We start from the raw sequence: 21,072 nt of genomic DNA on the forward strand, positions 1-21,072 counted from the left end.
ATGACATTGCTGGACATCCTGCCGTCCATTGGGCAGGCGGCCCCTCGGCGGTTCGATTCCTCGATCTGTCCGGTCACGACGCATTCCGACGAGGAGGGCAGGCTCTGCATCGGCAACGTAGCGCTGGCCGACATCGCCGACGAGTTCCACACCCCGACCTACGTCATCGACGAGGCCGACTTCCGCCATCGCGCCCGGCGCTACCGCAAGGCGCTGCGCGGTGTCGAGGTCGTCTACGCCGGAAAGTCACTGCTGACCACCGCGGTGGCACGGTGGGCGCGCGAAGAGGGCCTCGGCATCGACGTTTGCTCGGGTGGCGAACTGGCTACCGCCCTGGCCGGCGGGGTGGATCCGGCACGCATCGTCATGCACGGGAACGCGAAATCGCCCGACGAGTTGCGCGACGCGGTGCGTGTCGGCGTCGGCCGCATCGTGCTGGATTCGTGCATCGAGATCGCCTACCTGGCGGGCGTGGCGCGGCGGCGGCAACCGGTGCTCATCCGGGTAACCCCCGACATCGACATCCATGGACACCGCGCCGTCACAACCGGCGTCAGCGACCAGAAGTTCGGTTTCACCCTCGACGGTGACCACGCCGCCGAGGCGGCAAAGCGCGTGCTGGCGCATCCCATCCTCGACCTGGTGGGCCTGCACTGCCATATCGGCTCGCAGGTCACCGATGCCGCCCTGTACGGCGAAGCGATTCGACGAATGATCGCCGCCATGGCCGACATCCGCGCCCGGCACGGCGTCATCCTCACCGAGCTGAACATCGGCGGCGGCCACGGGATCCCCTACGTCGCCGGCGATCGGGAACTCGACCTCGACGAGCTGGCCCGCGTCATCGAGGACGCGTTGGACGAGGCGTGCGCCGCCGAGCATTTCCCCCGGCCGGCCATCGTGGTGGAACCCGGTCGCGCCATCAGCGGCCGGGCCGGTGTGACGCTGTACCGAGTCTGCTCGGTGAAGACGCAGCCGGGCGGCCGCACCTTCGTCGCCGTCGACGGCGGAATGAGCGACAACCCGCGGGTGTCGTTGTACGGCGCGCAATACACCGTGACGCTGGCGAACCGGCATCCGCTGGGAGTCAAGCAGCGCGTGACCGTGGCCGGCCGGCACTGTGAAGCGGGCGACGAGATCGCGCGCGATATCGAGCTGCCCGCCGACGTGCACCCGGGCGACCTGTTGGCGGTGGCCTGCACGGGCGCCTACCACCACAGCATGGCGTCGAACTACAACATGGTCGGCCGCCCGCCCGTGGTGGTGGTCAAGGACGGCCGGGCCCGCGCGCTGATCCGTCGCGAGACGACCGCCGACCTGCTGTCGCGCGACTGCGGTTAGACCGCGCGAATTAGCCGCCGAGCGTGACGTGACTGCGAAAAATCGCGCGATTTTTCGCAGTCACGTCACGCTCGCCAAACCAGAGCCCTACTCGTCCTGCAGCCGCGGGTCGGCCTCCAGGTGGGTCAGGCCATTCCACATCAGGTTGACCAGGTGCGCGGCGACCACTTCCTTCTTGGGCTCCCGCGTGTCGAGCCACCATTGGGCCGTCATCGACACCGAGCCCACCAGCGCCTGGGCGTACAGCGGCGCCAGGTCCGGGTCCAGGCCGCGACGGGCGAAGTCGCCGGCCAGGATGGAGGCGACCTGGCTGACGGCGTCGTTGAGCAGGCTGGAATAGGTGCCCGAGCTGATCGCCGCCGGCGAGTCGCGGATCATGATCCGGAAGCCGTCGGTGCGTTCCTCGACGTAGGTGAGCAACGCCAGCGCCACCCGCTCGACGCGCACCCGGGACCGGTTGTTGGTCAGCGACGAGGTGATGCCGTCGAGCAGCGCCGACATCTCCCGGTCGACGACCACGGCGTACAGGCCCTCCTTGCCGCCGAAATGCTCGTAGACGACCGGCTTGGACACGTTGGCCCGCAGGGCGATCTCTTCGATGGAGGTGCCCTCGTAACCGCGTTCGGCGAACAGCGAGCGCGCGATGCCGATGAGCTGCTGCCGGCGCTCGCTACCGGTCATGCGGGCGCGCGGCGCCCGCGCGTCCTTATCGGGTTTGTCCGGCTCCTTGTCCAGAACGGCCACGTCGATCAGCGTATCGGTTCGCGGCATCGAGGCCGCCCGGCATCGTCACGCTAGACTGCGGCTGGCCCGCAACTGCAATCCGTCGTGGTGTAATCGGCAGCACATCAGATTTTGGTTCTGAGAGTTCAGGTTCGAGTCCTGGCGACGGAGCGTGGCGTGGCCCCTTTTGCCTCGAGCGTGCACAAAATGCCACGCTTGACGGCGTGTCGGCGTGCCGACACGCACGCTCGCGGCAATAGGAGGGTTGATGACGGCGGTACTCGTGCTCGCGGCCGGGCCCGGCACCCGGATGCGGTCGGACACCCCGAAGGTGCTGCACACGATCGCCGGCCGCAGCATGTTGTCGCACTCCCTGCACGCGGTCGCCAAGGTGGCGCCCCGGCACCTGGTCGTGGTCCTGGGCCACGACCACCAGCGAATCGCGCCGCTGGTCGCCGGGCTGGCCGAATCAATGGGCCGCACGATCGACGTGGCGCTGCAGGATCGACCGCTGGGCACCGGCCACGCGGCCCTGTGCGGCCTGTCCGCCCTGCCCGACGACTACGCCGGCATCGTCGTCGTCACCTCGGGCGACACGCCGCTACTGGACTCCGACACCCTGGCCGGGCTGATCGCGGCCCACACCGCGGCGCCGGCCGCGGTGACGGTGCTGACCACGACGCTCGGCGATCCCGGGGGCTACGGCCGCATCCTGCGCACCCAGGACAACGAGGTGATGGCGATCGTGGAGCACGCCGACGCGACGCCCTCGCAGCGCGAGATCCGCGAGGTCAACGCCGGCGTCTACGCCTTCGACGTCGCCGCGCTGCGCTCGGCGCTGGGCCGGCTGAGCTCCGACAACGCCCAACAGGAGCTCTACCTGACCGACGCCATCGCGATCCTGCGCGGCGACGGCCAGGCCGTGCACGCGCGGCACATCGACGACAGCGCGCTGGTGGCGGGCGTCAACAACCGGGTCCAGCTGGCCGAGCTGGGCGCCGAGCTCAACCGCCGGATCGTGGCCGCCCACCAGATGGCCGGCGTGACATTCGTCGACCCCGCGACCACCTGGATCGACGTCGACGTGACGATCGGCCGCGACACCGTCATCCATCCCGGAACCCAGCTGCTGGGCCGCACCCGCGTCGGGGGTCACTGCGTCGTCGGCCCCGACACCACCCTGACCGACGTCACCGTCGGCGACGGCGCGTCGGTGGTGCGCACCCACGGTGCCTCGTCGTCGATCGGAGACGGCGCGACGGTCGGCCCCTACACGTACCTGCGACCCGGGACCGTGCTGGGCGCCGACGGCAAGCTCGGCGCGTTCGTCGAGACCAAGAACTCCACCATCGGCGCCGGCACCAAGGTCCCGCACCTGACCTACGTCGGCGACGCCGACATCGGCGAGCACAGCAACATCGGCGCGTCCAGCGTGTTCGTCAACTACGACGGCGAATCCAAGTCCCGGACCAGGATCGGCTCGCACGTGCGCACCGGGTCGGACACCATGTTCGTGGCCCCGGTGACGGTCGGCGACGGGGCCTACACCGGCGCCGGCACGGTGGTGCGCGACGACGTCCCGCCCGGGGCGCTGGCGATTTCCGCGGGACCGCAGCGCAACATCGAAGGCTGGGTCCAGCGCAAGCGGCCGGGCAGCCCGGCGGCCCGGGCGGCCGAAAAGGCACGACAAAAATCCGAACCCGAACAGACACCGTGAATTCGGTATCTGGTAACCCCGCCATATTTCCGTACCATTCGCTACGTACGATGGGGCGTTCCATTCCACATACGGCGAGGGCAGCACGGTGAGCCACGACTGGACCGATAATCGCAAAAACCTGATGCTGTTCTCGGGCCGCGCTCACCCGGAGCTGGCCGAGCAGGTAGCCAAGGAACTCGACGTCCACGTCACCGCGCAGACGGCACGGGAGTTCGCCAACGGCGAGATCTTCGTACGCTTCCACGAATCGGTGCGCGGCTGCGACGCGTTCGTCCTGCAATCGTGCCCCGCGCCGGTCAACAACTGGCTGATGGAACAGCTGATCATGATCGACGCGCTGAAACGGGGCAGCGCCAAGCGGATCACCGCCGTCATGCCGTTCTACCCCTATGCCCGCCAGGACAAGAAGCACCGCGGCCGCGAACCGATCTCGGCGCGACTGGTCGCCGACCTGCTCAAGACCGCCGGCGCCGACCGGATCGTCAGCGTCGACCTGCACACCGACCAGATCCAGGGTTTCTTCGACGGACCCGTCGACCACATGCGCGGCCAGAACCTGCTGACCGGCTACATCCGGGACAACTACCCGGACGGCAACATGGTCGTGGTCTCCCCCGACTCCGGCCGGGTGCGCATCGCGGAGAAATGGGCCGACGCCTTGGGCGGCGTCCCGCTGGCCTTCATTCACAAGACCCGCGACCCGCGTGTGCCCAACCAGGTGGTCTCCAACCGCGTCGTCGGCGAAGTCGCCGGGCGCACCTGTGTGCTGATCGACGACATGATCGACACCGGGGGCACCATCGCCGGCGCGGTGCAACTGCTGCGGGACGACGGCGCCGCCGACGTGATCATCGCGGCGACCCACGGCGTGCTGTCCAACCCAGCCGCCGAGCGGCTGGCCGCGTGCGGCGCCCGGGAAGTGATCGTCACCAATACCCTCCCGATCGGCGAGGAGAAGCGCTTCGCCCAGCTCACGGTCTTGTCCATCGCACCGCTGCTGGCCAGCACCATTCGCGCCGTCTTCGAAAACGGCTCCGTGACAGGGCTATTCGACGGGGACGCCTAGATGGCCGACACCGTCATCTACCACAACCCCAAATGCAGCACCTCTCGCAAAACGCTGGACCTGTTGCGGGACAGCGGTTTTGAACCGAAGATTGTCGAGTACCTGAAAACCCCGCCATCGCGGAGTGAACTGGCGCGGATGATCCGCGACGCGGGTATCGATGTGCGCGCCGCGGTGCGCAAGCGTGAATCACTGTATGCCGAACTAAATCTCGCCGACGCGACCGATGACCAACTGCTCGACGCCATGGCCGAACACCCGATCCTCATCGAACGACCGTTCGTCGTCACACCGAAGGGCACCCGACTGGCTCGGCCGATCGACGCGGTCCGCGAGATTCTGTGAGACCACTCGCCATCGCCGCCGTGATGGTCGCGCTGGCGACGTTCGCGGTCGGCTGTGGGCCGAAAGCCCCTGATTACCAGTCGATCTTGGGCACGAGCTCGACAACCACCACCTCCGCGGCGACGGGGAAGCCCGTCCCCTTGTCGCAGTATCTGAACGACATCGGCGTTACCGGGCAGCAGGTGGCGCCGGGTGCCCTGCCAGATTTGACGGTCTCGATTCCGACGCCGCCGGGCTGGTCGGCGTTCAATGATCCGAAAAAGATCGCGCCGGAGACGGTGATGATCTCCAAGGGCGGCAAGTATCCGACGGCCAGACTGGTGGTGTTCAAGCTGCGCGGGGACTTCGACCCGGCCCAGGTTGTCAAGCACGGCAACGACGATGCCCAGCTGTTCGAAAATTTCAAGCAGCTCGACGCCTCGACGGCGAACTACAACGGTTTTCCGTCGTCGATGATTCAGGGCAGCTACGACCTTGACGGCACGCGGCTGCACAGCTGGAACCGGATCGTCATCCCCACCGGATCGCCGCCCGCCAGCCAGCGATACCTGGTTCAACTGACCATCACCACGCTGGCCGACCAGGCAGCCGCGCAGGCATCCGACATCGAGGCGATCATCCACGGATTCGTCGTCGCCGCAAAGTAACTGGGCGGCTCGACGGGTTCTACGCCGCGTGAGCACGGTTCACGGTTCCGTTGCCCATCCCTGGACGTGGCTCCCCCACCTGACCGTGGTGAACGGTCTTCTCCCAGAGGAACGGGGCCGTGATCAGCTGGTGCAACGCCCGGCAGGCGGCCAGCCAGTGCAAAAACGGATAAGCCATGACCGCCGTCACGTAGCGGCCGCGAGGGCGCGGGCAGGCCGCGAAGGCGACCGTCAAGGAGGCGATGAAGGTGCCGATTTGCAGCGACGAGACGACTCCCGCATCCACGACAAGTGCGTCGAGAAAACCGTTGTGCCCCAAGGCCCCTGAGATGGCTACGGCAAGCACGACCGGCTGGATCAGGTACTGCAGCGGCGTGCCGAACACGATCACCAGCAGCGCCGCCAGACTCAGCGGCCCAAATCGGCGGGCATTGTTCACCGGGCGGCGGGTGTGAACCAACGCGGTGAGCAGGTATCCCTTGTGCCAGCGCGTGTGCTGTCCGAGCCAGTCGCGGAAGCGATCCGGCGCCTCGCCGTGCGTGATCGTGTCAACGACGTCGGTGCGGTAACCGAGTGCATGACAGCGCATGCCCAAGTCGGCGTCCTCGGATACGTTCCACGCGTCCCAGCCGCCAAGCTCGCGCAACACCTGGGTGCGGAAGTGGTTGCTGGTCCCGCCGAGCGGGAAAGCCGCACCAATCCTGGCCAGTCCTGGCACCGTCAGCCGGTAGCGCAGAACGTACTCCAGTGCGTTGCAGCGGGTAAACACGTTGGTCTGGGCATTACTTTGCAGCAACGTGGCCTGCACGCAGGCCAGGTCGTCGCCCCGCGCGGCGAACATCGCGGCGGCTCGCCTGAGCTGATCGGGCTCGGGGCGGTCCTCGGCGTCGAAAATCACCAGCAGCTCACCACGCGCCAACAGCAGCCCGGCATTGCAGGCACGCGGCTTGGTCTGCGGCGCGCCCGGCGGCAGATGCACCACACGCATGTGCGACGGGGGTTTCGCCGCGCGGATAGCCCGCTGCGTTGCCACGTCACGCCGTTCCACCAGGATCAGCACCTCCAGGCGATCGGTGGGATAGTCAATCCTCGCCAGGCAACGAATCAAATCCCCGATGACGCGCTCTTCGTGGTATGCGGGGATAAGCACCGTGTAGGTGGGAAGCCGCTCAGCGGGCAGTGGCAACGCCGCTCTGCGCCGCCGCGCCCACGGGCTGTGATGCCACAGCCCCGCCAGCACCAAAACCACGGAAATCACGGCGATCAGCGACGTGACGCCCGCCAGGACGATCACGAGCACCGACGGCACCAGCACCCCCATCGCAATTAGCACAACGGCGGCCACGACGGCGGCGCTCTTCTGCCATGCCGTCACCCCGTACCGTGCGGCCAGCGCCGGGTTGCGCTTCGCGAAACCATTCGCGATGTAATCGGCGACCTCGGACTCGCGCTGCAGCAGGACGCGGTCCTGTATGGCCGCCGGATACTCACACAAATCCTCCAGGGCCACAACAGATTCGGCGTGCCGCGGCGACGCCTCGCCGCCACCGATGACCCGTGCTTTTTTATCCACGGCCACGACGGTAACGGCGTGCCCCGAAGGGCAACATCCGCCGATCGGTGGCTTCTTCGGTGGAGACGCACTCCTGCATTTGGAGGAAGGTCCCTGTGGAGAAGGGCAAGATTGGCCGGAAGCGCTGACGGCCGCTCCAATTTCCGCTCCGAGGCGCAGATGCGCTAACCTGACCGGGCGTCACGGCGAGGGTGGCCGACCGTTTGGCCGGCACCGTTATCGACGGAGACCGACTCTTTTGTCGCGACCCTGGCCGTGCCCCCGAACGAGGTAGCGAGCACACAGGAGCGACACGATGGCCAAGTCCGCAGTCAACCAGCTCAAGGTCACGGTGCGAACCGAGACCGGCAAGGGCGCGTCCCGGCGGGCCCGGCGCGCCGGCAAGATTCCCGCCGTCCTCTATGGTCACGGCGCCGACCCGCAGCACCTGGAACTGCCCGGACACGACTTCGCGGCCGTCCTCCGCCACTCGGGCACCAACGCGGTGCTGACCCTCGACATCGCCGGTAAGGAGCAGCTCGCACTGACCAAAGCGCTCGACATCCACCCGATCCGCCGCACCATCCAGCATGCCGACCTGCTGGTCGTGCGTCGCGGCGAAAAGGTCGTCGTGGAAGTCACCGTGGTGGTCGAGGGCGACGCCGCGCCCGGCACCCTGGTCACCCAGGAGACCAACGCCATCGAGATCGAGGCCGAGGCGCTGTCGATTCCCGAGCAGTTGACGGTGTCCGTCGAGGACGCCGAACCCGGCACCCAGTTCAGCGCCGGACAGATCACCCTGCCGCCGGGCGTCAACCTGGTTTCCGACCCGGAGTTGCTGGTGGTCAACGTGGTGAACGCGCCGACGGCCGAGGAACTCGCCGAAGAGGGCGCGGGCGAGGTCGCCCCGAAGGAAGAGGCCCCCGCAGCCGAGGAAGAGCCCGGAGCCGAGGCCACGGCCGAAGAGTCCGAGTAGGCGGCCCGCGACGTGGCCGAACCGTTTTTGGTGATCGGCCTGGGCAACCCCGGAGACAACTACGCCCGCACCCGCCACAACCTCGGCTTCATGGTCGCCGACCTGCTCGCCGCGCGGCTAGGTTCGAAATTCAAGGCGCACAAGCGTTCTGGTGCCGAAGTTGCCAGCGGCCGGTTGGCCGGGCGCCCGGTGTTGTTGGCCAAGCCACGCTGCTTCATGAACGAGTCCGGCCGCCAGGTGGGCCCGCTGGCGAAGTTCTACTCGGTCGCGCCGGCCGACATCATCGTCATCCACGACGACCTCGACCTCGACTTCGGGCGCATCCGGCTCAAGATCGGCGGCGGCGAAGGCGGCCACAACGGGCTGCGGTCGGTGGCGGCGGCCCTGGGTACCAAGGATTTTCAGCGGGTGCGGATCGGGATCGGCCGCCCGCCCGGACGCAAAGACCCCGCGGCGTTCGTGCTGGAAAACTTCACCGCGGTCGAGCGCCCCGAAGTCCCCACCATCTGCGAGCAGGCCGCGGACGCCACCGAATTGCTCATCGAACTGGGGTTAGAGCCCGCGCAAAACCGCGTCCACGCCTGGTAGCCAGCGTCGCCGAGCGTGCGTGTTTGCACACCGACACGCCGCAAACCCTGGCAATCTGCGCACGCTCGCGGCAAGGGGCTGTGCACGCTCGCAGCCAGGAAGCTAGCTGACCAGGGCGACCGAGGTGGACCGCCGCAGCTTGCCCGACGGCGTCTTCGGAATGGTCCCGGGACCGAGCACCACAACGTTGCGCGGGCGCATATCGACCTCGGCCACCACCTCGTGGGCGACCTGATGCTCGATGCGGCGCACCTCGACCGGGTCCTGCCAGGCGTTGGACTCGACGGCCACGGCGAAACTCTCCCGCGAATGCCCGGCGTCGAGGCGCACGGCCACCGCGCAACCCGGCCGAACGCCCTCGACGCGGCAGGCGGCCCGCTCGATGTCGGTCGGGTAGATGTTGCGGCCGGCCATGATGATGACGTCCTTGACGCGGCCGCACACCACGACGTGGCCCTCCTCGGTGAGGTAGCCGAGGTCACCGGTGTCATACCAGCCGTGCTCGTCCTGGGCCGGGATGAAGCCGCCCATGGTGAGGTAGCCGGGCGTCAGCGACTCGCCGCGCAGCTCGATGACGCCGACGCCGCGCGCGGGCACCACGTTGCCGTCCTCGTCGACGACACGGGCCTCGAGGTCCCTCAGCAGGGGGCCGAGAGTGGCCAGCCTGCGGGTGTTGCCCTTGGCGGCGGGCACGGCCCGGCGCAGGGCCGCCAGCAGATCGGCGTCGACCTCGTCGACGACCAGGCCGGCGTTGCACTCCGAGAACGACACGGCCAGCGTCGTCTCGGCCATGCCGTAGGCCGGCAGGATCGCCGAGGGCTTGAGGCCGAACGGCTTGCCCGCGTCGAGCAGGTCCTCGACGTCGGCGGGTTCGACCGGCTCGGCGCCGGAAAGCGCGAAGCGCAGGGTCGACAGGTCGAAATCGCCGGGCTTGGCGTTGCGACGCAAACGCTTGGCGAGCAGTGCGTAGGCGAAGTTGGGCGCCGCCGTCATGGTGCCCTTGTACTTGTCGATGAGCTTGGCCCACAGCAGCGTGTCGCGCAGGAAGTCCATCGGCGTGACCTTGACCAGCTCCGCGCCGAAGTACATCGGGATGGTGAGGAAGCCGACCATGCCCATGTCGTGGAAGCAGGGCAACCAGCTGACCATGACGTCCTTGTCGACGTCGTACTCGGCGCCGATGAACATCGCTTCGGCGTTGGAGTAAATGTTGCGGTGCGTGATCTGAACCGCTTTGGGGGATCCGGTGGACCCGGATGTCAGCTGCATCAGCGCCAGGTCATCCTCGCCGACCTCGACGGGGTCGATCGGATCCGATGCCAGCAGGTCGGCGACGGTGAGGACCTTGATGCCCTTCTCCTCGAGCACCGGGATGGCCACGAGGAAGGGCTCGGAGACGATGACGGCCTTGGCCTCGATCATGCCGATGACGGTCATGGTGTCCTCGGCCCACACGGCCAGGTCGGTGCGCGGTGTGGGCTGGTGCAGCATGGTCAGGCTGGCTCCGCGCATCCACAGGGCCTGCGCCGTGGGGGCGATCTCCACCGGGAGGCCGGCGAGCACACCGATCGCGTCGCCCCGCCCGATGCCCGCCGCGGCCAGGCCGCCCGCGATACGACGGGCGCGCTCGTGGACCTCGCCCCAGGTGTGGCGGACGGGGTGGTGCGGTTCACCGGTGACCATGCCCGTCGTCGCGGTGCGGGCGTTGCGGTACATCTTCTCGGTAAACCTGCTCACAAAAACCTCCTCGGTTCCGGCACTTTACCCAAGGCCCGGGATCTCATGTTCCGCCCGCTGGGTGCCACTTTGTAGCAGGCACGCGAGCACAGTTGGGCAGCGGTTAGGTCTCGAATTGGCGACGAGTCAACGAGTCCGCCGGCATGCCCGGCGGACGATGAAATCGAGTGGTCCTGCTTACCGCTGCTCATCACCGCGAGTTATCTTAAACTCCTCTTAAGTAACTGCCAAACTATTGCACGATTTGAGTTAGATTTCACACCCCGTTCAGACTTCGCTTATCGGCGCCGGCACCACCCGGGCGCCCGGTACCGGCCCGCTGGCGACGCGAACGGTGCGGCAGACGCCCGCCCCCGACAGCTGCGTACCGACGTCGACCGCCGAGGCCGCCGAGGTGCACAGGAAGGCACACGTCGGACCCGAGCCAGACACGATGCCCGCCAGGGCGCCGGCCTCCACCCCGGCGCGCAGCGCCCGTCGCAGGGCCGGGTTCAGGCTCAGCGCGGCCGCTTGCATTTCGTTGCCCAGCAGCGGCGCCAGCCGCTTCGGATCGCCGGCGGCCAGAGCCGCCAGCACCGGCCCGGGCTCGGCCAGCCGCGGCGGAGCCACGCCCTTCCGGGGGCCTTTCCTGAGCCGGTCCAGCTCGGTGAACACCGCCGGGGTCAGCAGCTCACTGTCGGCGAACGCCAGCACCCAGTGAAAGCCGTTGCGGGACAACACGGTCGCCAGCTCCTCGCCGCGACCGGTTCCCAACGCCGTGCCGCCGTGCAGGGCGAACGGCACGTCGCTGCCCAGCCGCGCGGCGAGCATGCGCAGATCGCGGCGCGGCACGTTGAGCTCCCACAGCGAGTTCATCGCGACCAGCACCGCCGCCGCGTCCGCGCTGCCACCCGCCATGCCGCCGGCCACCGGAATGGATTTGTCGATCACGATCGAGACGTCGGGTGCCCGGCCCACGTGTTCGGCCATCAGCTCGGCCGCCCGCCAGGCGAGGTTGCGCTCGTCGGTGGGCAGCTTGCCGGCGCCCTCGCCGACGAGCTCGAGCGACAGCACGTCGGCGTTGCGAACCGTCACCTCGTCGAGCAGCGAGACGGCCTGAAACACCGTCGTCAGTTCGTGGTAGCCATCTTTGCGTCGATCGCCGACCGCCAGGTACAGGTTGACTTTGCCGGGCGCCCGCACGGTGACCGACCCGGTGGGCACCCACTGCGCGGCGGTGTTGCCGTCAGACATTGTCAGCCACCGCAGCAGACTATCGCCGCGACAGGCGAACCACACGCAGACACTTTCGTCAGCTCGCGGAAGCGTGCCCCGAAACCTGCCCCAGCGGTGCGTCCGGGCGGGTGGCGTCGTCTCGTTCGCTGGACCGTTGCAACAGCCGCACGAAGTCGTCGATGGACAGCGTCTCACCGCGACGGGCCGGATCGATGCTGGCGGCCAGCAGTCGATTCGCCGACTCGTTGCCCGAGCCCGCCCACTCGGCGAACGCGTTGCGAGATGTCTTGCGCCGCTGGGCGAAGGCGATGTCCACGAGTTCGAATACTTGCCGCCGGAAGGTGTCGTCGGTGGGCCACGGCGAGGTTGGGTACCGGTCGATGCGAACCAGCCCGGAGTAGACGCGCGGAATCGGCCAGAAGACGGTCGGCGAGACCAGGCCGCAACGACGGACCCGTCCGAAGAAACGGACCTTGACGCTAGGCACCCCGTAGTCCTTGCCGCCCGGCTCGGCGGCTAGCCGTTCGGCGACCTCGGCCTGCACCATCACCGTCATGGTCTGAATCGACGGAAATTCGGCGAGCAGGTGCAGCAGCGCGGGAACCGCGACGTTGTACGGCAGGTTGGCGACCATCGCGGTCGGCTCGCTGGTCAGCTCGTCGCGGCGCAGGGTCAACACGTCGCGGTTGTGCACGGCCAGCCGGTAGATTCCGCTATGCGAATACTTGGCGACGGTCCGCGGCAGCCGCCCGGCGAGCACCGGGTCGATTTCGACGGCGGTGACGGTGTCGGCCCGGTTGAGCAACGCCAGCGTGAGCGACCCGAGGCCCGGTCCGACCTCTAGGACGTGGTCCGACCGGTTGACCCCGGAGGCCGAAACCACCCGTCGCACCGTGTTGGCGTCGTGGACGAAATTCTGCCCCAGAGCCTTTCGTGGCCGAAGTTCGAGCTCTTTGGCCAGATGCCTGATCTCGGTGCGTCCGAGGAGCCGGATGGTCAGCTCGCACCAGCTCTTCCACTGCACACCGGCCACGCACCCCAGCCCTGGCGCTCCCGGGTCACCTCGGCGACGGCGATCTGCTCTTCCCGAGTAGCGAGGTCAGCGCGCGGGGCAAACCGCAGCCCGCCGTTGCGCTCCCAGGTGCCCTGGTCGAACTGCACACCGCCGTAATACCCGTTGCCGGTGTTGATCGCCCAGTTTCCACCGGCCTCGCAGCCCGCGATGGCGTCCCAGATCGATCCGTTGATCACCGAAGGCACATCGGTGCCGGGCTTGGTGCCCACGCGGACCACGGCTTCGCGGGCCGGCGTGATCACGGTGTTGGCGACGGGTATCCGGCCGGTCTCGACGCCGTTGACCGTGGCCACCGCGAACGTCACATCCTGCGTGCCCGGGCTACCCGGGTCTTCGACGACCTGGCGACTCATGTTCATCCCCGGGTCCTCGATCCGACGCGCGTTCGGCGTCAGCGGGATCCGCTCGGTGACCTGCTGAATCCGGTTGCGGGTCACCTGGATGTCCATTCCGTCGACGACCGGGGACGTCGCGCTGGGCACCACCTGGTCGCTCTCGAGCAGCGGCGCGCCGGCGGCGCTCAGCAGGCCCGCGACGTTGGGCGCCGGCAGGTGCACCGTGCGCGCCGCGCCGCCGTCGTTGATGTGGACCGTCTTGGCGCTGACGACCGGCAGCGCCATCCCCGCCAGCGGGACGCGACTGCCGCGGGAGGCCGCGGCCGGGGCGGTGTCGGTCATCGCGAGTTGGGCCAGCGCTTCGTCCACGGTGGACGCCGTCGTCCAAACCTGCTTGGCGTCGTGGCCGTCCAGCGAGATCTGCAACGGCCTGCTGCGCCGCAGCACGATGTTGGCGGCGTCGTGGACCTGCACGCCGGCGGCGGGGTACAGGTCGTCGCGCTCATCGACGGCGAAGCCGTTTTCCTGGACGATGTCGATCACCCGCGACTTCATGGTCGTCACCCGCATCGCGATTCCGTCGACGGTCAGCGTCACCGTCTTGCATGTCGAAACCGCAAACCCGCCGGCGAATCCCAGTACTAAAAGCAGCCCTCCGACTACGAGCCGCAACATCGGTGATGGAGTTTGATGAAGTTTTGTCAATACAGTCAACGCGCGTCTACCCCGACCTTAGCAATCACTTCACGAACTACTACCCAGCAGAAAATGACAAATGGGCCTAGTGGCCCACCCGTTCGATCACAAGACGGTAACGAACCGGCCAATGTTGAGCAACCTCCGGAGCGGCCGTGTTACGGAAGTCATTGCATAAGGACGCTAGTCAGGCGCCAGCCCGTAGACCCGGCGCGCATTGCTAGTGGTGACTAGCGCCAAGTCTTCGGGACGATGATCTAGCAGCTCAGCTAAGGCCCGTACGGTATAGGGCAGGCAGTACGGCTCGTTCGCTGAGCCGCGATAGGGATGCGGCGTCAAAAAGGGCGCATCCGTTTCGACCAGAAGCTGCTCCTGCGGTATCAACGGGACGGCTTCCCGCAGGGCGCGCGCGTTGCGGAAGCTCACCGTCCCGGAAAGGCTGAGCAGCCACCCGGCGTCCACGCAGCGGCGGGCCATCGCGCTGTCCGACGAAAAGCAGTGGAAGATCACGACGTCGGGGGCGCCCTCGGCCGCCAGCACGTCGAGCACCGCGGCGTCGGCCTCCCGGTTGTGGATCATCAGCGGTTTGCCGCACCGCTTGGCCAGGTCGATATGCCACGCGAAGGCATCACGCTGTACGTCCGGCCGCGCGCAGCCGTCCAGGCGCCCAGGCCAATACAGATCCATGCCCGTCTCGCCGACGGCCACCACCCGGGGATGGGCCGTCAGCCGCTCGATCTCGGCACGGGCGGCGTCGTCCAGCGCGTCCGCGCGCGTCGGGTGCAACGCCACCGCGGCATAGACCCGCCGATCCCACTCGGCGGCCCGCGTCACCCAGCGCGCCGATTCCAGGTCGTCGGCGACGGTGACCACCGCGCCCACTCCGACCGCCGCGGCGCGTTCGACGATGGCCCGCACTCCCTCGCTATCGCGGGCGCCGCACGCGTCGAGGTGGGTATGGGCGTCGACGAGGGGCGCCAGCGGCTCCGGGGCGGGCGGCGCTTCTCGTTTACCAGGTCGGTTGGAGCTCACGCGCACACAATAGGGTGGACTCTCGATGAAGCCTTACTACATCACCACCGCGATCGCGTATCCCAACGCCGCGCCACACGTGGGTCACGCGTACGAATACATCGCGACCGATGCGATCGCCCGGTTCAAGCGGCTCGACGGCTTCGACGTGCGTTTCCTGACCGGAACCGACGAGCACGGCCTCAAGGTGGCCCAGGCCGCGGCGGCCGAAGGGCTGCCCACCGCCGAACTGGCTCGCCGCAACTCCGACGTGTTCCAGCGGCTGCAGGAGAGGTTGAACATCTCCTTCGATCGCTTCATCCGCACCACCGATGCCGATCACCACGAGTCGTCGAAGGAAATCTGGCGGCGGATGTCGGCGGCCGGCGACATCTACCTCGACTCCTACTCGGGGTGGTACTCGGTGCGTGACGAGCGGTTCTTCGTCGAATCGGAGACCGCGGTGGCGGGCGAGACCCGGATCGCCGTCGAAACCGGCGCCGAGGTGACCTGGACCGAGGAGCAGACCTATTTCTTCCGGCTGTCGGCGTATACCGACAAGCTGCTGGCCCACTACAACGCCAATCCCGACTTCATCGCGCCCGAGGTGCGCCGCAACGAGGTGATCAGCTTCGTCTCGGGCGGGCTGCGGGATCTGTCCATCTCCCGCACCTCGTTCGACTGGGGAGTCCCGGTGCCCGACGATCCGGACCACGTCATGTACGTCTGGGTGGACGCGCTGACCAATTACCTGACCGGGGCCGGCTTCCCCGACACCGGCTCGGAGTTGTTCCGCCGCTACTGGCCCGCCGACCTGCACATGATCGGCAAGGACATCATTAGGTTTCACGCCGTCTACTGGCCGGCGTTTTTGATGTCGGCCGGAATCGAGCTGCCGCGAAGGGTTTTCGCCCACGGCTTCTTGCACAACCGCGGCGAGAAGATGAGCAAGTCGGTGGGCAACACCATCGATCCGATCGCCCTGGTCGACGCGTTCGGCGTGGACCAGCTCCGCTACTTCCTGCTGCGCGAGGTCCCGTTCGGCCAGGACGGCAACTACAGCGAAGAGGCCATCATCACCCGGATCAACACCGATCTGGCCAACGAGCTCGGCAACCTGGCCCAGCGGTCGTTGTCGATGGTGGCGAAGAACTTCGACGCGGTGGTCCCCGAACCCGGTGAGTTCACCGCCGCCGACACTGAGCTATTGACGACGGCCGACGGCTTGCTGGAGCGGGTGCGTGCCAGTTTTGACTCGCAGGCAATGCATTTGGCCCTCGAGGCGATCTGGCTGATGCTCGGGGAGGCGAACAAATACTTTTCGGCCGAGCAGCCGTGGGTGCTGCGCAAGAGCGAGTCCGAGGCGGACCAGGCCCGGTTCCGTACCGTGCTCTACACCACCTGCGAGGCGGTCCGCATCGCGGCGCTGTTGGTCGCGCCCGTCATGCCCGAGTCGGCCGCCAAGCTGCTGGACTTGCTCGGCCAGGCCGAGGACCAACGGGCGTTCACGGCCGTCGGCGCGCGGCTGGTCCCCGGCACGGTGCTGCCGCCACCGACGGGGGTGTTCCCCCGCTACCAGCCGCCGCCCACCGATTGAGCGACAGGAACACGATATCGACGTCGCCAGCTATCCGGCCCGGGTCGTCAGGGACCTCCGATTCCGCTGCGGCGTCGGCCACATTGGGGAAAAGCGTCCGGCATAGCCCCTGCTATGGGCCATAATCGGCCTGTGGACCGACGACGCAACCAGCAATACAGCCAGTCGCCGACGATGACCTTGAAGCAGCTGCCCGCACTGGTTGCGCTGGAGCGGATCCCGGTTCCCGTGCTGGCAATCGGGGATGACGGCAGCATCTTGTTCACGAACACCGCGTTCGCCGAGATGCTGGGCTACGAGCCCGACGAGGTCTTGACGCTCAGATTCCATCAGATTTTCCATCAGGCCCCGGCCTCGGAGTCCCTACTGTCGGTCGTCCACGCTCTCGCCAATATGGTCGTCGAACTGGCACACAAGGACGGCTCGGTCGTGCGGGCGCTGATGAGCAGGTCGGCGGTGATGCGGGCCGACGATCAATTTGCCCTCGCAGTCTTCCAGGATCTGACCGAGCAGTTGTGGAAAGAAGAGCGCTAGCGCTCAGGCTTTCGCCGCGGGGCCTTTTCACTGAGCCGCCGAGACTGCGGTGGCAGCGACGACGAAAAAGCTAGCGCTGAACGCAGATTCGACACCACAGTCATGTCAGCGGCGTGATCCGCGCCGGCTGCGCAGCACGATCACCCCTGCACCGACGACGGCCACGGCAAGCCACCCGCCGGCAAGCCACCATAGCCATCCCAGGTCCGAGTGGCTCTGGGATGTTGCAGCCGAGCTCCACGTGTTGGTGTGGTCGATGGTCACCGGGTCTTGCCCGGGCACGGACACCACCGCGACGCCTTGCAGCTTCGGCCAGCGCTTGTCGTCGCCGGTGAGCCATCTGAGCAGCTCGTCGAGCTGCGGTGGGGCGCCGTTGGACGTGGCGATCAGCAGCGTGCGGCCGCGGTTGAAGACCGTTTGCACGGATGCGAACCGCAGTGTCGGATCCAGCGTGAGTGTGGTGGGCTTGCCGTCGGACGACCCGGAGGCGTTGACGGTGATTGGCCCGCTGGGCCCCGCGGACACGGGAAGCACGATATCGCGGTGGTTCCACCCGCCGGCGGCGATCACTATCGCGGGATTTGGCGAATCGATCGCTTTTTGCGCGCTCGTCACAACGGTGGCGATCGGTATCGCGCTGAGTCGCTGCAGGATCACCATGATCTCGACGGCGCGCACCGTGTCGTCCAGCGAACGGGGTTCGATGCCCACCTGGACCTGGGGCATCAGCGCTTGCGGCACCGACCGCAGGCCATCCGGCACGGGCGGCGCGGCCGGGCTGGTCTGCACGATGGTGTCGCCGTCAATGGTCAACTTGAGCAGTTGATTTCCAGCGCCGGCGGTGTAGAAATCGCCGCAATGCCCGATGTTGCCCGCGACATCGAGCACTACGTCAAGGCTGGTGTACCGCTGCAGGAGCCGATCCGGGACGTCAACCCAGCGGTCGATGACGCCATGGGCGTCGGTGGGCCAGTGGTCGATGGTCTCGGTGCCGATTATCGCTTCGATCTGGCCGCCGATGTTGGCCGGCGTCGGAGAATACGATCCCTGCAGATGCACCCGCACCGAGTGGACGGATCTGCCAAACCGGGTCTGGTCCAGCCCGATCGACACCCGCGGTTGCAGCGCGCTGGCGCTGGCGAACGGCAGCCCCAGTTCGCGCAGCGTCGTGCTGTTGCCGGGGAATCGAACCTCGGGCGTGAGCGATCCCACAGTGACCTTGGAAGTAAAGGCCAGCGGGGCTATACCGCCGAATAGCAAGGCTATGTCCGATTCGTTGGTTTTCCCCAGCGGTCCCGAGATCAGCAGCCACGGCTCACCTGCGGTGCTTTGAACGGCAAGGCCATCATCGGGTCCCTCTTTGATGACGATCTGGCGTTCCAGCTGCCGCGGCGGCGTCGGCGGCGCCAGCTGTCCTTCCGGCAACGGGACGACGGCAATCTCGGGATTCTGCCTGCCGTAATGCGCGGCGGCGGAGGTGGCCAGCTGAACCGCGGTGTCGGACTCCGCTACCGACGGCGATTGCGGCACGAATATGGTCAGCTTCCGCAGCACCGGCGGCAGGAAATGGGCCACGGTGGTCGGCGGCTGCTCGACCCCGGTGTAGCTGATCGTTCCATCGACCAGACGCAGCGGGCTCCATGGGTAGAGGCAGTTTCCCTCTAATGGCATGAGAGTTGTGCGCATCGTCACGGTCACCGAGTTGCCGTTCACTTCCGCCCCGGCCAGCGGGATGACGATCGGCGCTTGGTCGGTGGCGGGCAGGTTCAGCCTCGCGATGGGGCGTTCGTCCTGCGTGACGGTGATGATCCCCGACCGCATGTTGAGCGGCAGTTGGACAACCGCGTTCAGAGCGTCCGGTACCAGCCCGGGTGGGACCGGCACGGTAAGACGGTGGGTGCTGTCTACGCCCCAAAAATCCAAGGTGGGGGTCGACCCGACGTCGGTCAACCCCACGGTCAGCGTGTCCGCCGCCGTGCCCGAGTCGGCGGGCGCGCCCCATGCGGCCGGGGCGCTCATGGCCAAAATTCCCACCACGCCGGCTAGTGCAACGATCCGGCCTGCGCGTTTACCAAACATCACCGCAATAGTATGCATTGCCGCAGACGCATCAGGGTGGATACCCGAATCACCGTGTTAGAGACCGTGAACGAGCCTATATACAGACCAATAAGGTCTATATATCGATAATTACATACTAAAGGTTGGAAAGGCCGATCGACCCGTCCAGCACGTCGCCACGAAAGGCTGATGAACCCCCACGCGCAGACTTAACCGGTTTCTGATACGCCAACGGCCTCGGTGCGCGCGACAGCGTCCCGGGCGTGGCGGATCGCTTCGCGACAAAGGAATTGCCGGAAATACGACAGCGACCCTTCCGATGCGATGCCGGGAAGCAGAAATTCCCATATCTGACTCAAGCGCCCAGTAAAGTCGCCGGCGATGCCCCCGTCTGTGCGATGACCGGATGCGTTGGATAGCAACCGCGTTCCGAACATGGCGCCGACGATCGACTCACTGAGCACTTCCGGATCCAGGTCATCTCGGAGGTCTCCCTCAGCGATTGCGCGCCGGGCCTCGGCGGCCATTTCCGCCACCAATATCGCGTAGAAGCGCGAGGCCGCTTCGTTGAACCCGCTCAGGGCAGCGGCCAGTTGCTCGGCCGTCCGGGCCAACTTGTCCGAGCCGAGCACGTGCACGACCGCAAACGTGCCGTGGACCATGTTCTCGAGTGCGGGCGAAGCCGATCCACACGCATTGCGCAGGGCGGCGAGGAGGTTGTCGGAGCCTTCTTCGATGATGGCGGCCGCCAATGGTTCCTTCGCTTCGAAGTGGTGGTACAGGGCGCCCTTGGTCATCCCCGTGCGCTCGACGATCGTGCCCCACCCGGCGCCCGTATACCCGACCTCGTCAAAGACGTCGACCGCGGCATCGATAATCTTCCGCCGGGTTACCTCGGATCGAACCTGGCGAGCCATCGCTCCTGCACCTCCGGAGTTCGGTCGATCGGATTAGATTCCGCGCCTCGGCTTCTCATACTTCCTGGGCAGGGGCGTCAAGCCTAACAACTGCCGCTACCGAGGTCCCGATTGTTCGCCTCCATTTTTCCAGGTCGGCGTCAATCGGAAGTCACGTGGGTGGACGTGGCGCTGATCGCAAGTGCTGTGCGCCGACTGATGAATTGCGTGAAGTAATCGGTTCGGTCCGGTTGCAGGATTCCAGCCAGCAGCAGGCTCCAGCTCTTCTCCAGATCGTGAAGAAAGCGCTCCGGATCGCCCAGATCGCTGGTTTGCCGCAGACCCATATAGACGGACACGACGAGGCGTGCGACGTCCTGCGGATCGCACCGTTCGGCGAGATCACCCTCGGCGATCGCATCCCGGACAGCGCTGGCGAGGGCTTCGATCCAGCCGCCCAACAGCTTCGCGTGTAACTCTTCCACCCGCCCGACCGCCTCGACCAGGTGCATGGCCGCCCTCGTCAGATCCTGGTTGATGTCCAGAACGGCTACCAAGAAGGAGGAGTCGACGAGGGTTTCCAGGCCCGAAAGCTCTCGCGCCAGCAGGTCTTGGAACGCGGCGTTACTGGTGACGATATGTTCGTCGATGATCGCCATCGCCAGCGCATGCTTCGAACGGAAGTGGAAATACATTGCGCCCTTGGTGAGTTCGGCCTCGGTGAGGATGTCGTCAAGGCCGACGTCGTGGTAGGCGCGTTGAGCAAACTGATGGGCCGCGGCACGCAGAATCTGTCTCCGAGTGGTATCCGCTCGTCCGCCGGTCGGAGGGTTCTTCATCGGACCTGGAGGGCCCTTTTGCCTCGCATTGAGTAATCGCGATCGCGGCGCGGCATCGCTACATCTGATTTCACCCTGCTCACAACTGGCAGCAGGAGCCCAGGGGCGCAAGGCACGG

General features: G+C 66.9%; 19 protein-coding genes and 1 tRNA gene. 10 read left to right on the forward strand and 10 right to left on the reverse strand.

Features of this window, described 5'->3' with window-relative positions:
* Entirely contained in the window at positions 1-1,341 is a 1,341-nt protein-coding gene (lysA, locus tag K3U93_RS19370) for a diaminopimelate decarboxylase (RefSeq protein ID WP_071512442.1), read from the forward strand.
* Positions 1,342-1,428: 87 nt separating this feature from the next.
* Here the strand turns inward: lysA and K3U93_RS19375 are convergent, their stop codons facing one another.
* Complete coding sequence (locus K3U93_RS19375) at positions 1,429-2,022, reverse strand: TetR/AcrR family transcriptional regulator (protein WP_139797126.1); 594 nt, start codon at positions 2,020-2,022, stop codon at positions 1,429-1,431.
* Between the two features lie 141 nt (positions 2,023-2,163).
* Between K3U93_RS19375 and K3U93_RS19380 the strand changes: the two genes are divergently transcribed.
* From K3U93_RS19380 to K3U93_RS19400, 5 genes are all read left to right on the forward strand, one after another.
* A tRNA-Gln gene (locus K3U93_RS19380) sits at positions 2,164-2,235 on the forward strand.
* Positions 2,236-2,332: 97 nt separating this feature from the next.
* Positions 2,333-3,781 (forward strand): bifunctional UDP-N-acetylglucosamine diphosphorylase/glucosamine-1-phosphate N-acetyltransferase GlmU, encoded by a 1,449-nt coding sequence (glmU, locus tag K3U93_RS19385; protein ID WP_071512444.1) that lies wholly within the window; start codon positions 2,333-2,335, stop codon positions 3,779-3,781.
* Positions 3,782-3,869: 88 nt separating this feature from the next.
* Positions 3,870-4,850, forward strand: a complete 981-nt coding sequence (locus K3U93_RS19390) for a ribose-phosphate diphosphokinase (protein ID WP_071512445.1) — start codon at positions 3,870-3,872, stop codon at positions 4,848-4,850.
* The gene (gene arsC / locus K3U93_RS19395; RefSeq protein ID WP_071512446.1) at positions 4,851-5,195 is read left to right on the forward strand and encodes an arsenate reductase (glutaredoxin); all 345 of its coding nucleotides are present in this window, start codon (positions 4,851-4,853) and stop codon (positions 5,193-5,195) included.
* Positions 5,196-5,218: 23 nt separating this feature from the next.
* Positions 5,219-5,842 carry an LpqN/LpqT family lipoprotein gene (locus K3U93_RS19400; RefSeq protein ID WP_071512459.1) on the forward strand — a complete coding sequence of 208 codons (624 nt, stop codon included), beginning with the start codon at positions 5,219-5,221 and terminating at the stop codon, positions 5,840-5,842.
* A 19-nt stretch (positions 5,843-5,861) separates the two neighbouring features.
* On the opposite strand, the gene K3U93_RS19405 is transcribed toward K3U93_RS19400, so the two are convergent.
* A complete protein-coding gene (locus tag K3U93_RS19405) occupies positions 5,862-7,415 on the reverse strand; it encodes a glycosyltransferase (RefSeq protein ID WP_139797118.1) in 1,554 nt (517 codons plus the stop codon).
* A 295-nt stretch (positions 7,416-7,710) separates the two neighbouring features.
* On the opposite strand from K3U93_RS19405, the gene K3U93_RS19410 reads away from it, so the two are divergent.
* Both K3U93_RS19410 and pth read left to right on the forward strand, forming a co-directional pair.
* Positions 7,711-8,370: a 50S ribosomal protein L25/general stress protein Ctc gene (locus K3U93_RS19410; protein ID WP_071512448.1), complete on the forward strand. Its 660-nt coding sequence runs from the start codon at positions 7,711-7,713 to the stop codon at positions 8,368-8,370.
* A 12-nt stretch (positions 8,371-8,382) separates the two neighbouring features.
* The gene (gene pth, locus K3U93_RS19415; protein ID WP_071512449.1) at positions 8,383-8,958 is read left to right on the forward strand and encodes an aminoacyl-tRNA hydrolase; all 576 of its coding nucleotides are present in this window, start codon (positions 8,383-8,385) and stop codon (positions 8,956-8,958) included.
* 102 nt (positions 8,959-9,060) lie between these two features.
* Here the strand turns inward: pth and K3U93_RS19420 are convergent, their stop codons facing one another.
* The 5 genes from K3U93_RS19420 to K3U93_RS19440 form a co-directional block, all read right to left on the reverse strand.
* On the reverse strand, positions 9,061-10,695 hold the full coding sequence (locus K3U93_RS19420) for a fatty acyl-AMP ligase (protein WP_071512450.1): 1,635 nt from the start codon (positions 10,693-10,695) through the stop codon (positions 9,061-9,063).
* 267 nt (positions 10,696-10,962) lie between these two features.
* On the reverse strand, positions 10,963-11,934 hold the full coding sequence (locus K3U93_RS19425; RefSeq protein WP_217808444.1) for a 4-(cytidine 5'-diphospho)-2-C-methyl-D-erythritol kinase: 972 nt from the start codon (positions 11,932-11,934) through the stop codon (positions 10,963-10,965).
* 52 nt (positions 11,935-11,986) lie between these two features.
* Positions 11,987-12,934, reverse strand: a complete 948-nt coding sequence (rsmA, locus tag K3U93_RS19430; protein WP_420915424.1) for a 16S rRNA (adenine(1518)-N(6)/adenine(1519)-N(6))-dimethyltransferase RsmA — start codon at positions 12,932-12,934, stop codon at positions 11,987-11,989.
* Positions 12,907-14,034, reverse strand: a complete 1,128-nt coding sequence (locus tag K3U93_RS19435; RefSeq protein WP_217808441.1) for a resuscitation-promoting factor — start codon at positions 14,032-14,034, stop codon at positions 12,907-12,909. Before K3U93_RS19435 ends, rsmA begins: the two co-directional genes overlap by 28 nt.
* 165 nt (positions 14,035-14,199) lie before the next feature.
* A complete protein-coding gene (locus tag K3U93_RS19440; protein WP_083011541.1) occupies positions 14,200-15,054 on the reverse strand; it encodes a TatD family hydrolase in 855 nt (284 codons plus the stop codon).
* A 19-nt stretch (positions 15,055-15,073) separates the two neighbouring features.
* Here K3U93_RS19440 and metG point away from each other — a divergent pair, with 19 nt between their 5' ends.
* Together metG and K3U93_RS19450 are read left to right on the forward strand one after the other, a co-directional pair.
* Entirely contained in the window at positions 15,074-16,624 is a 1,551-nt protein-coding gene (gene metG / locus K3U93_RS19445) for a methionine--tRNA ligase (RefSeq protein ID WP_071512454.1), read from the forward strand.
* A 174-nt stretch (positions 16,625-16,798) separates the two neighbouring features.
* The gene (locus K3U93_RS19450) at positions 16,799-17,158 is read left to right on the forward strand and encodes a PAS domain S-box protein (protein ID WP_139797128.1); all 360 of its coding nucleotides are present in this window, start codon (positions 16,799-16,801) and stop codon (positions 17,156-17,158) included.
* Positions 17,159-17,263: 105 nt separating this feature from the next.
* Here the strand turns inward: K3U93_RS19450 and K3U93_RS19455 are convergent, their stop codons facing one another.
* The 3 genes from K3U93_RS19455 to K3U93_RS19465 all read right to left on the reverse strand — a co-directional run bounded on the left by K3U93_RS19455 (position 17,264) and on the right by K3U93_RS19465 (position 20,954).
* Complete coding sequence (locus K3U93_RS19455) at positions 17,264-19,255, reverse strand: hypothetical protein (protein ID WP_083011543.1); 1,992 nt, start codon at positions 19,253-19,255, stop codon at positions 17,264-17,266.
* Positions 19,256-19,428: 173 nt separating this feature from the next.
* Complete coding sequence (locus K3U93_RS19460) at positions 19,429-20,136, reverse strand: TetR/AcrR family transcriptional regulator (RefSeq protein WP_083011544.1); 708 nt, start codon at positions 20,134-20,136, stop codon at positions 19,429-19,431.
* Between the two features lie 140 nt (positions 20,137-20,276).
* Entirely contained in the window at positions 20,277-20,954 is a 678-nt protein-coding gene (locus K3U93_RS19465; RefSeq protein ID WP_071512565.1) for a TetR/AcrR family transcriptional regulator, read from the reverse strand.
* Positions 20,955-21,072: the final 118 nt, after the last annotated feature.

Origin of the sequence: Mycobacterium malmoense (assembly GCF_019645855.1) — a bacterium.
Taxonomy (GTDB): domain Bacteria; phylum Actinomycetota; class Actinomycetes; order Mycobacteriales; family Mycobacteriaceae; genus Mycobacterium; species Mycobacterium malmoense.

Excerpts from the sequence above, each read along its gene's own strand:
- lysA (WP_071512442.1), top strand. The coding sequence starts at position 1 with ATGACATTGCTGGACATCCTGCCGTCCATTGGGCAGGCGGCCCCTCGG.
- K3U93_RS19375 (WP_139797126.1), bottom strand. The coding sequence starts at position 2,022 with ATGACCGGTAGCGAGCGCCGGCAGCAGCTCATCGGCATCGCGCGCTCG.
- glmU (WP_071512444.1), top strand. The coding sequence starts at position 2,333 with ATGACGGCGGTACTCGTGCTCGCGGCCGGGCCCGGCACCCGGATGCGG.
- arsC (WP_071512446.1), top strand. The coding sequence starts at position 4,851 with ATGGCCGACACCGTCATCTACCACAACCCCAAATGCAGCACCTCTCGC.
- K3U93_RS19400 (WP_071512459.1), top strand. The coding sequence starts at position 5,219 with ATGGTCGCGCTGGCGACGTTCGCGGTCGGCTGTGGGCCGAAAGCCCCT.
- K3U93_RS19410 (WP_071512448.1), top strand. The coding sequence starts at position 7,711 with ATGGCCAAGTCCGCAGTCAACCAGCTCAAGGTCACGGTGCGAACCGAG.
- metG (WP_071512454.1), top strand. The coding sequence starts at position 15,074 with ATGAAGCCTTACTACATCACCACCGCGATCGCGTATCCCAACGCCGCG.
- K3U93_RS19450 (WP_139797128.1), top strand. The coding sequence starts at position 16,799 with ATGACCTTGAAGCAGCTGCCCGCACTGGTTGCGCTGGAGCGGATCCCG.
- K3U93_RS19455 (WP_083011543.1), bottom strand. The coding sequence starts at position 19,255 with ATGCATACTATTGCGGTGATGTTTGGTAAACGCGCAGGCCGGATCGTT.
- K3U93_RS19460 (WP_083011544.1), bottom strand. The coding sequence starts at position 20,136 with ATGGCTCGCCAGGTTCGATCCGAGGTAACCCGGCGGAAGATTATCGAT.
- K3U93_RS19465 (WP_071512565.1), bottom strand. The coding sequence starts at position 20,954 with ATGAAGAACCCTCCGACCGGCGGACGAGCGGATACCACTCGGAGACAG.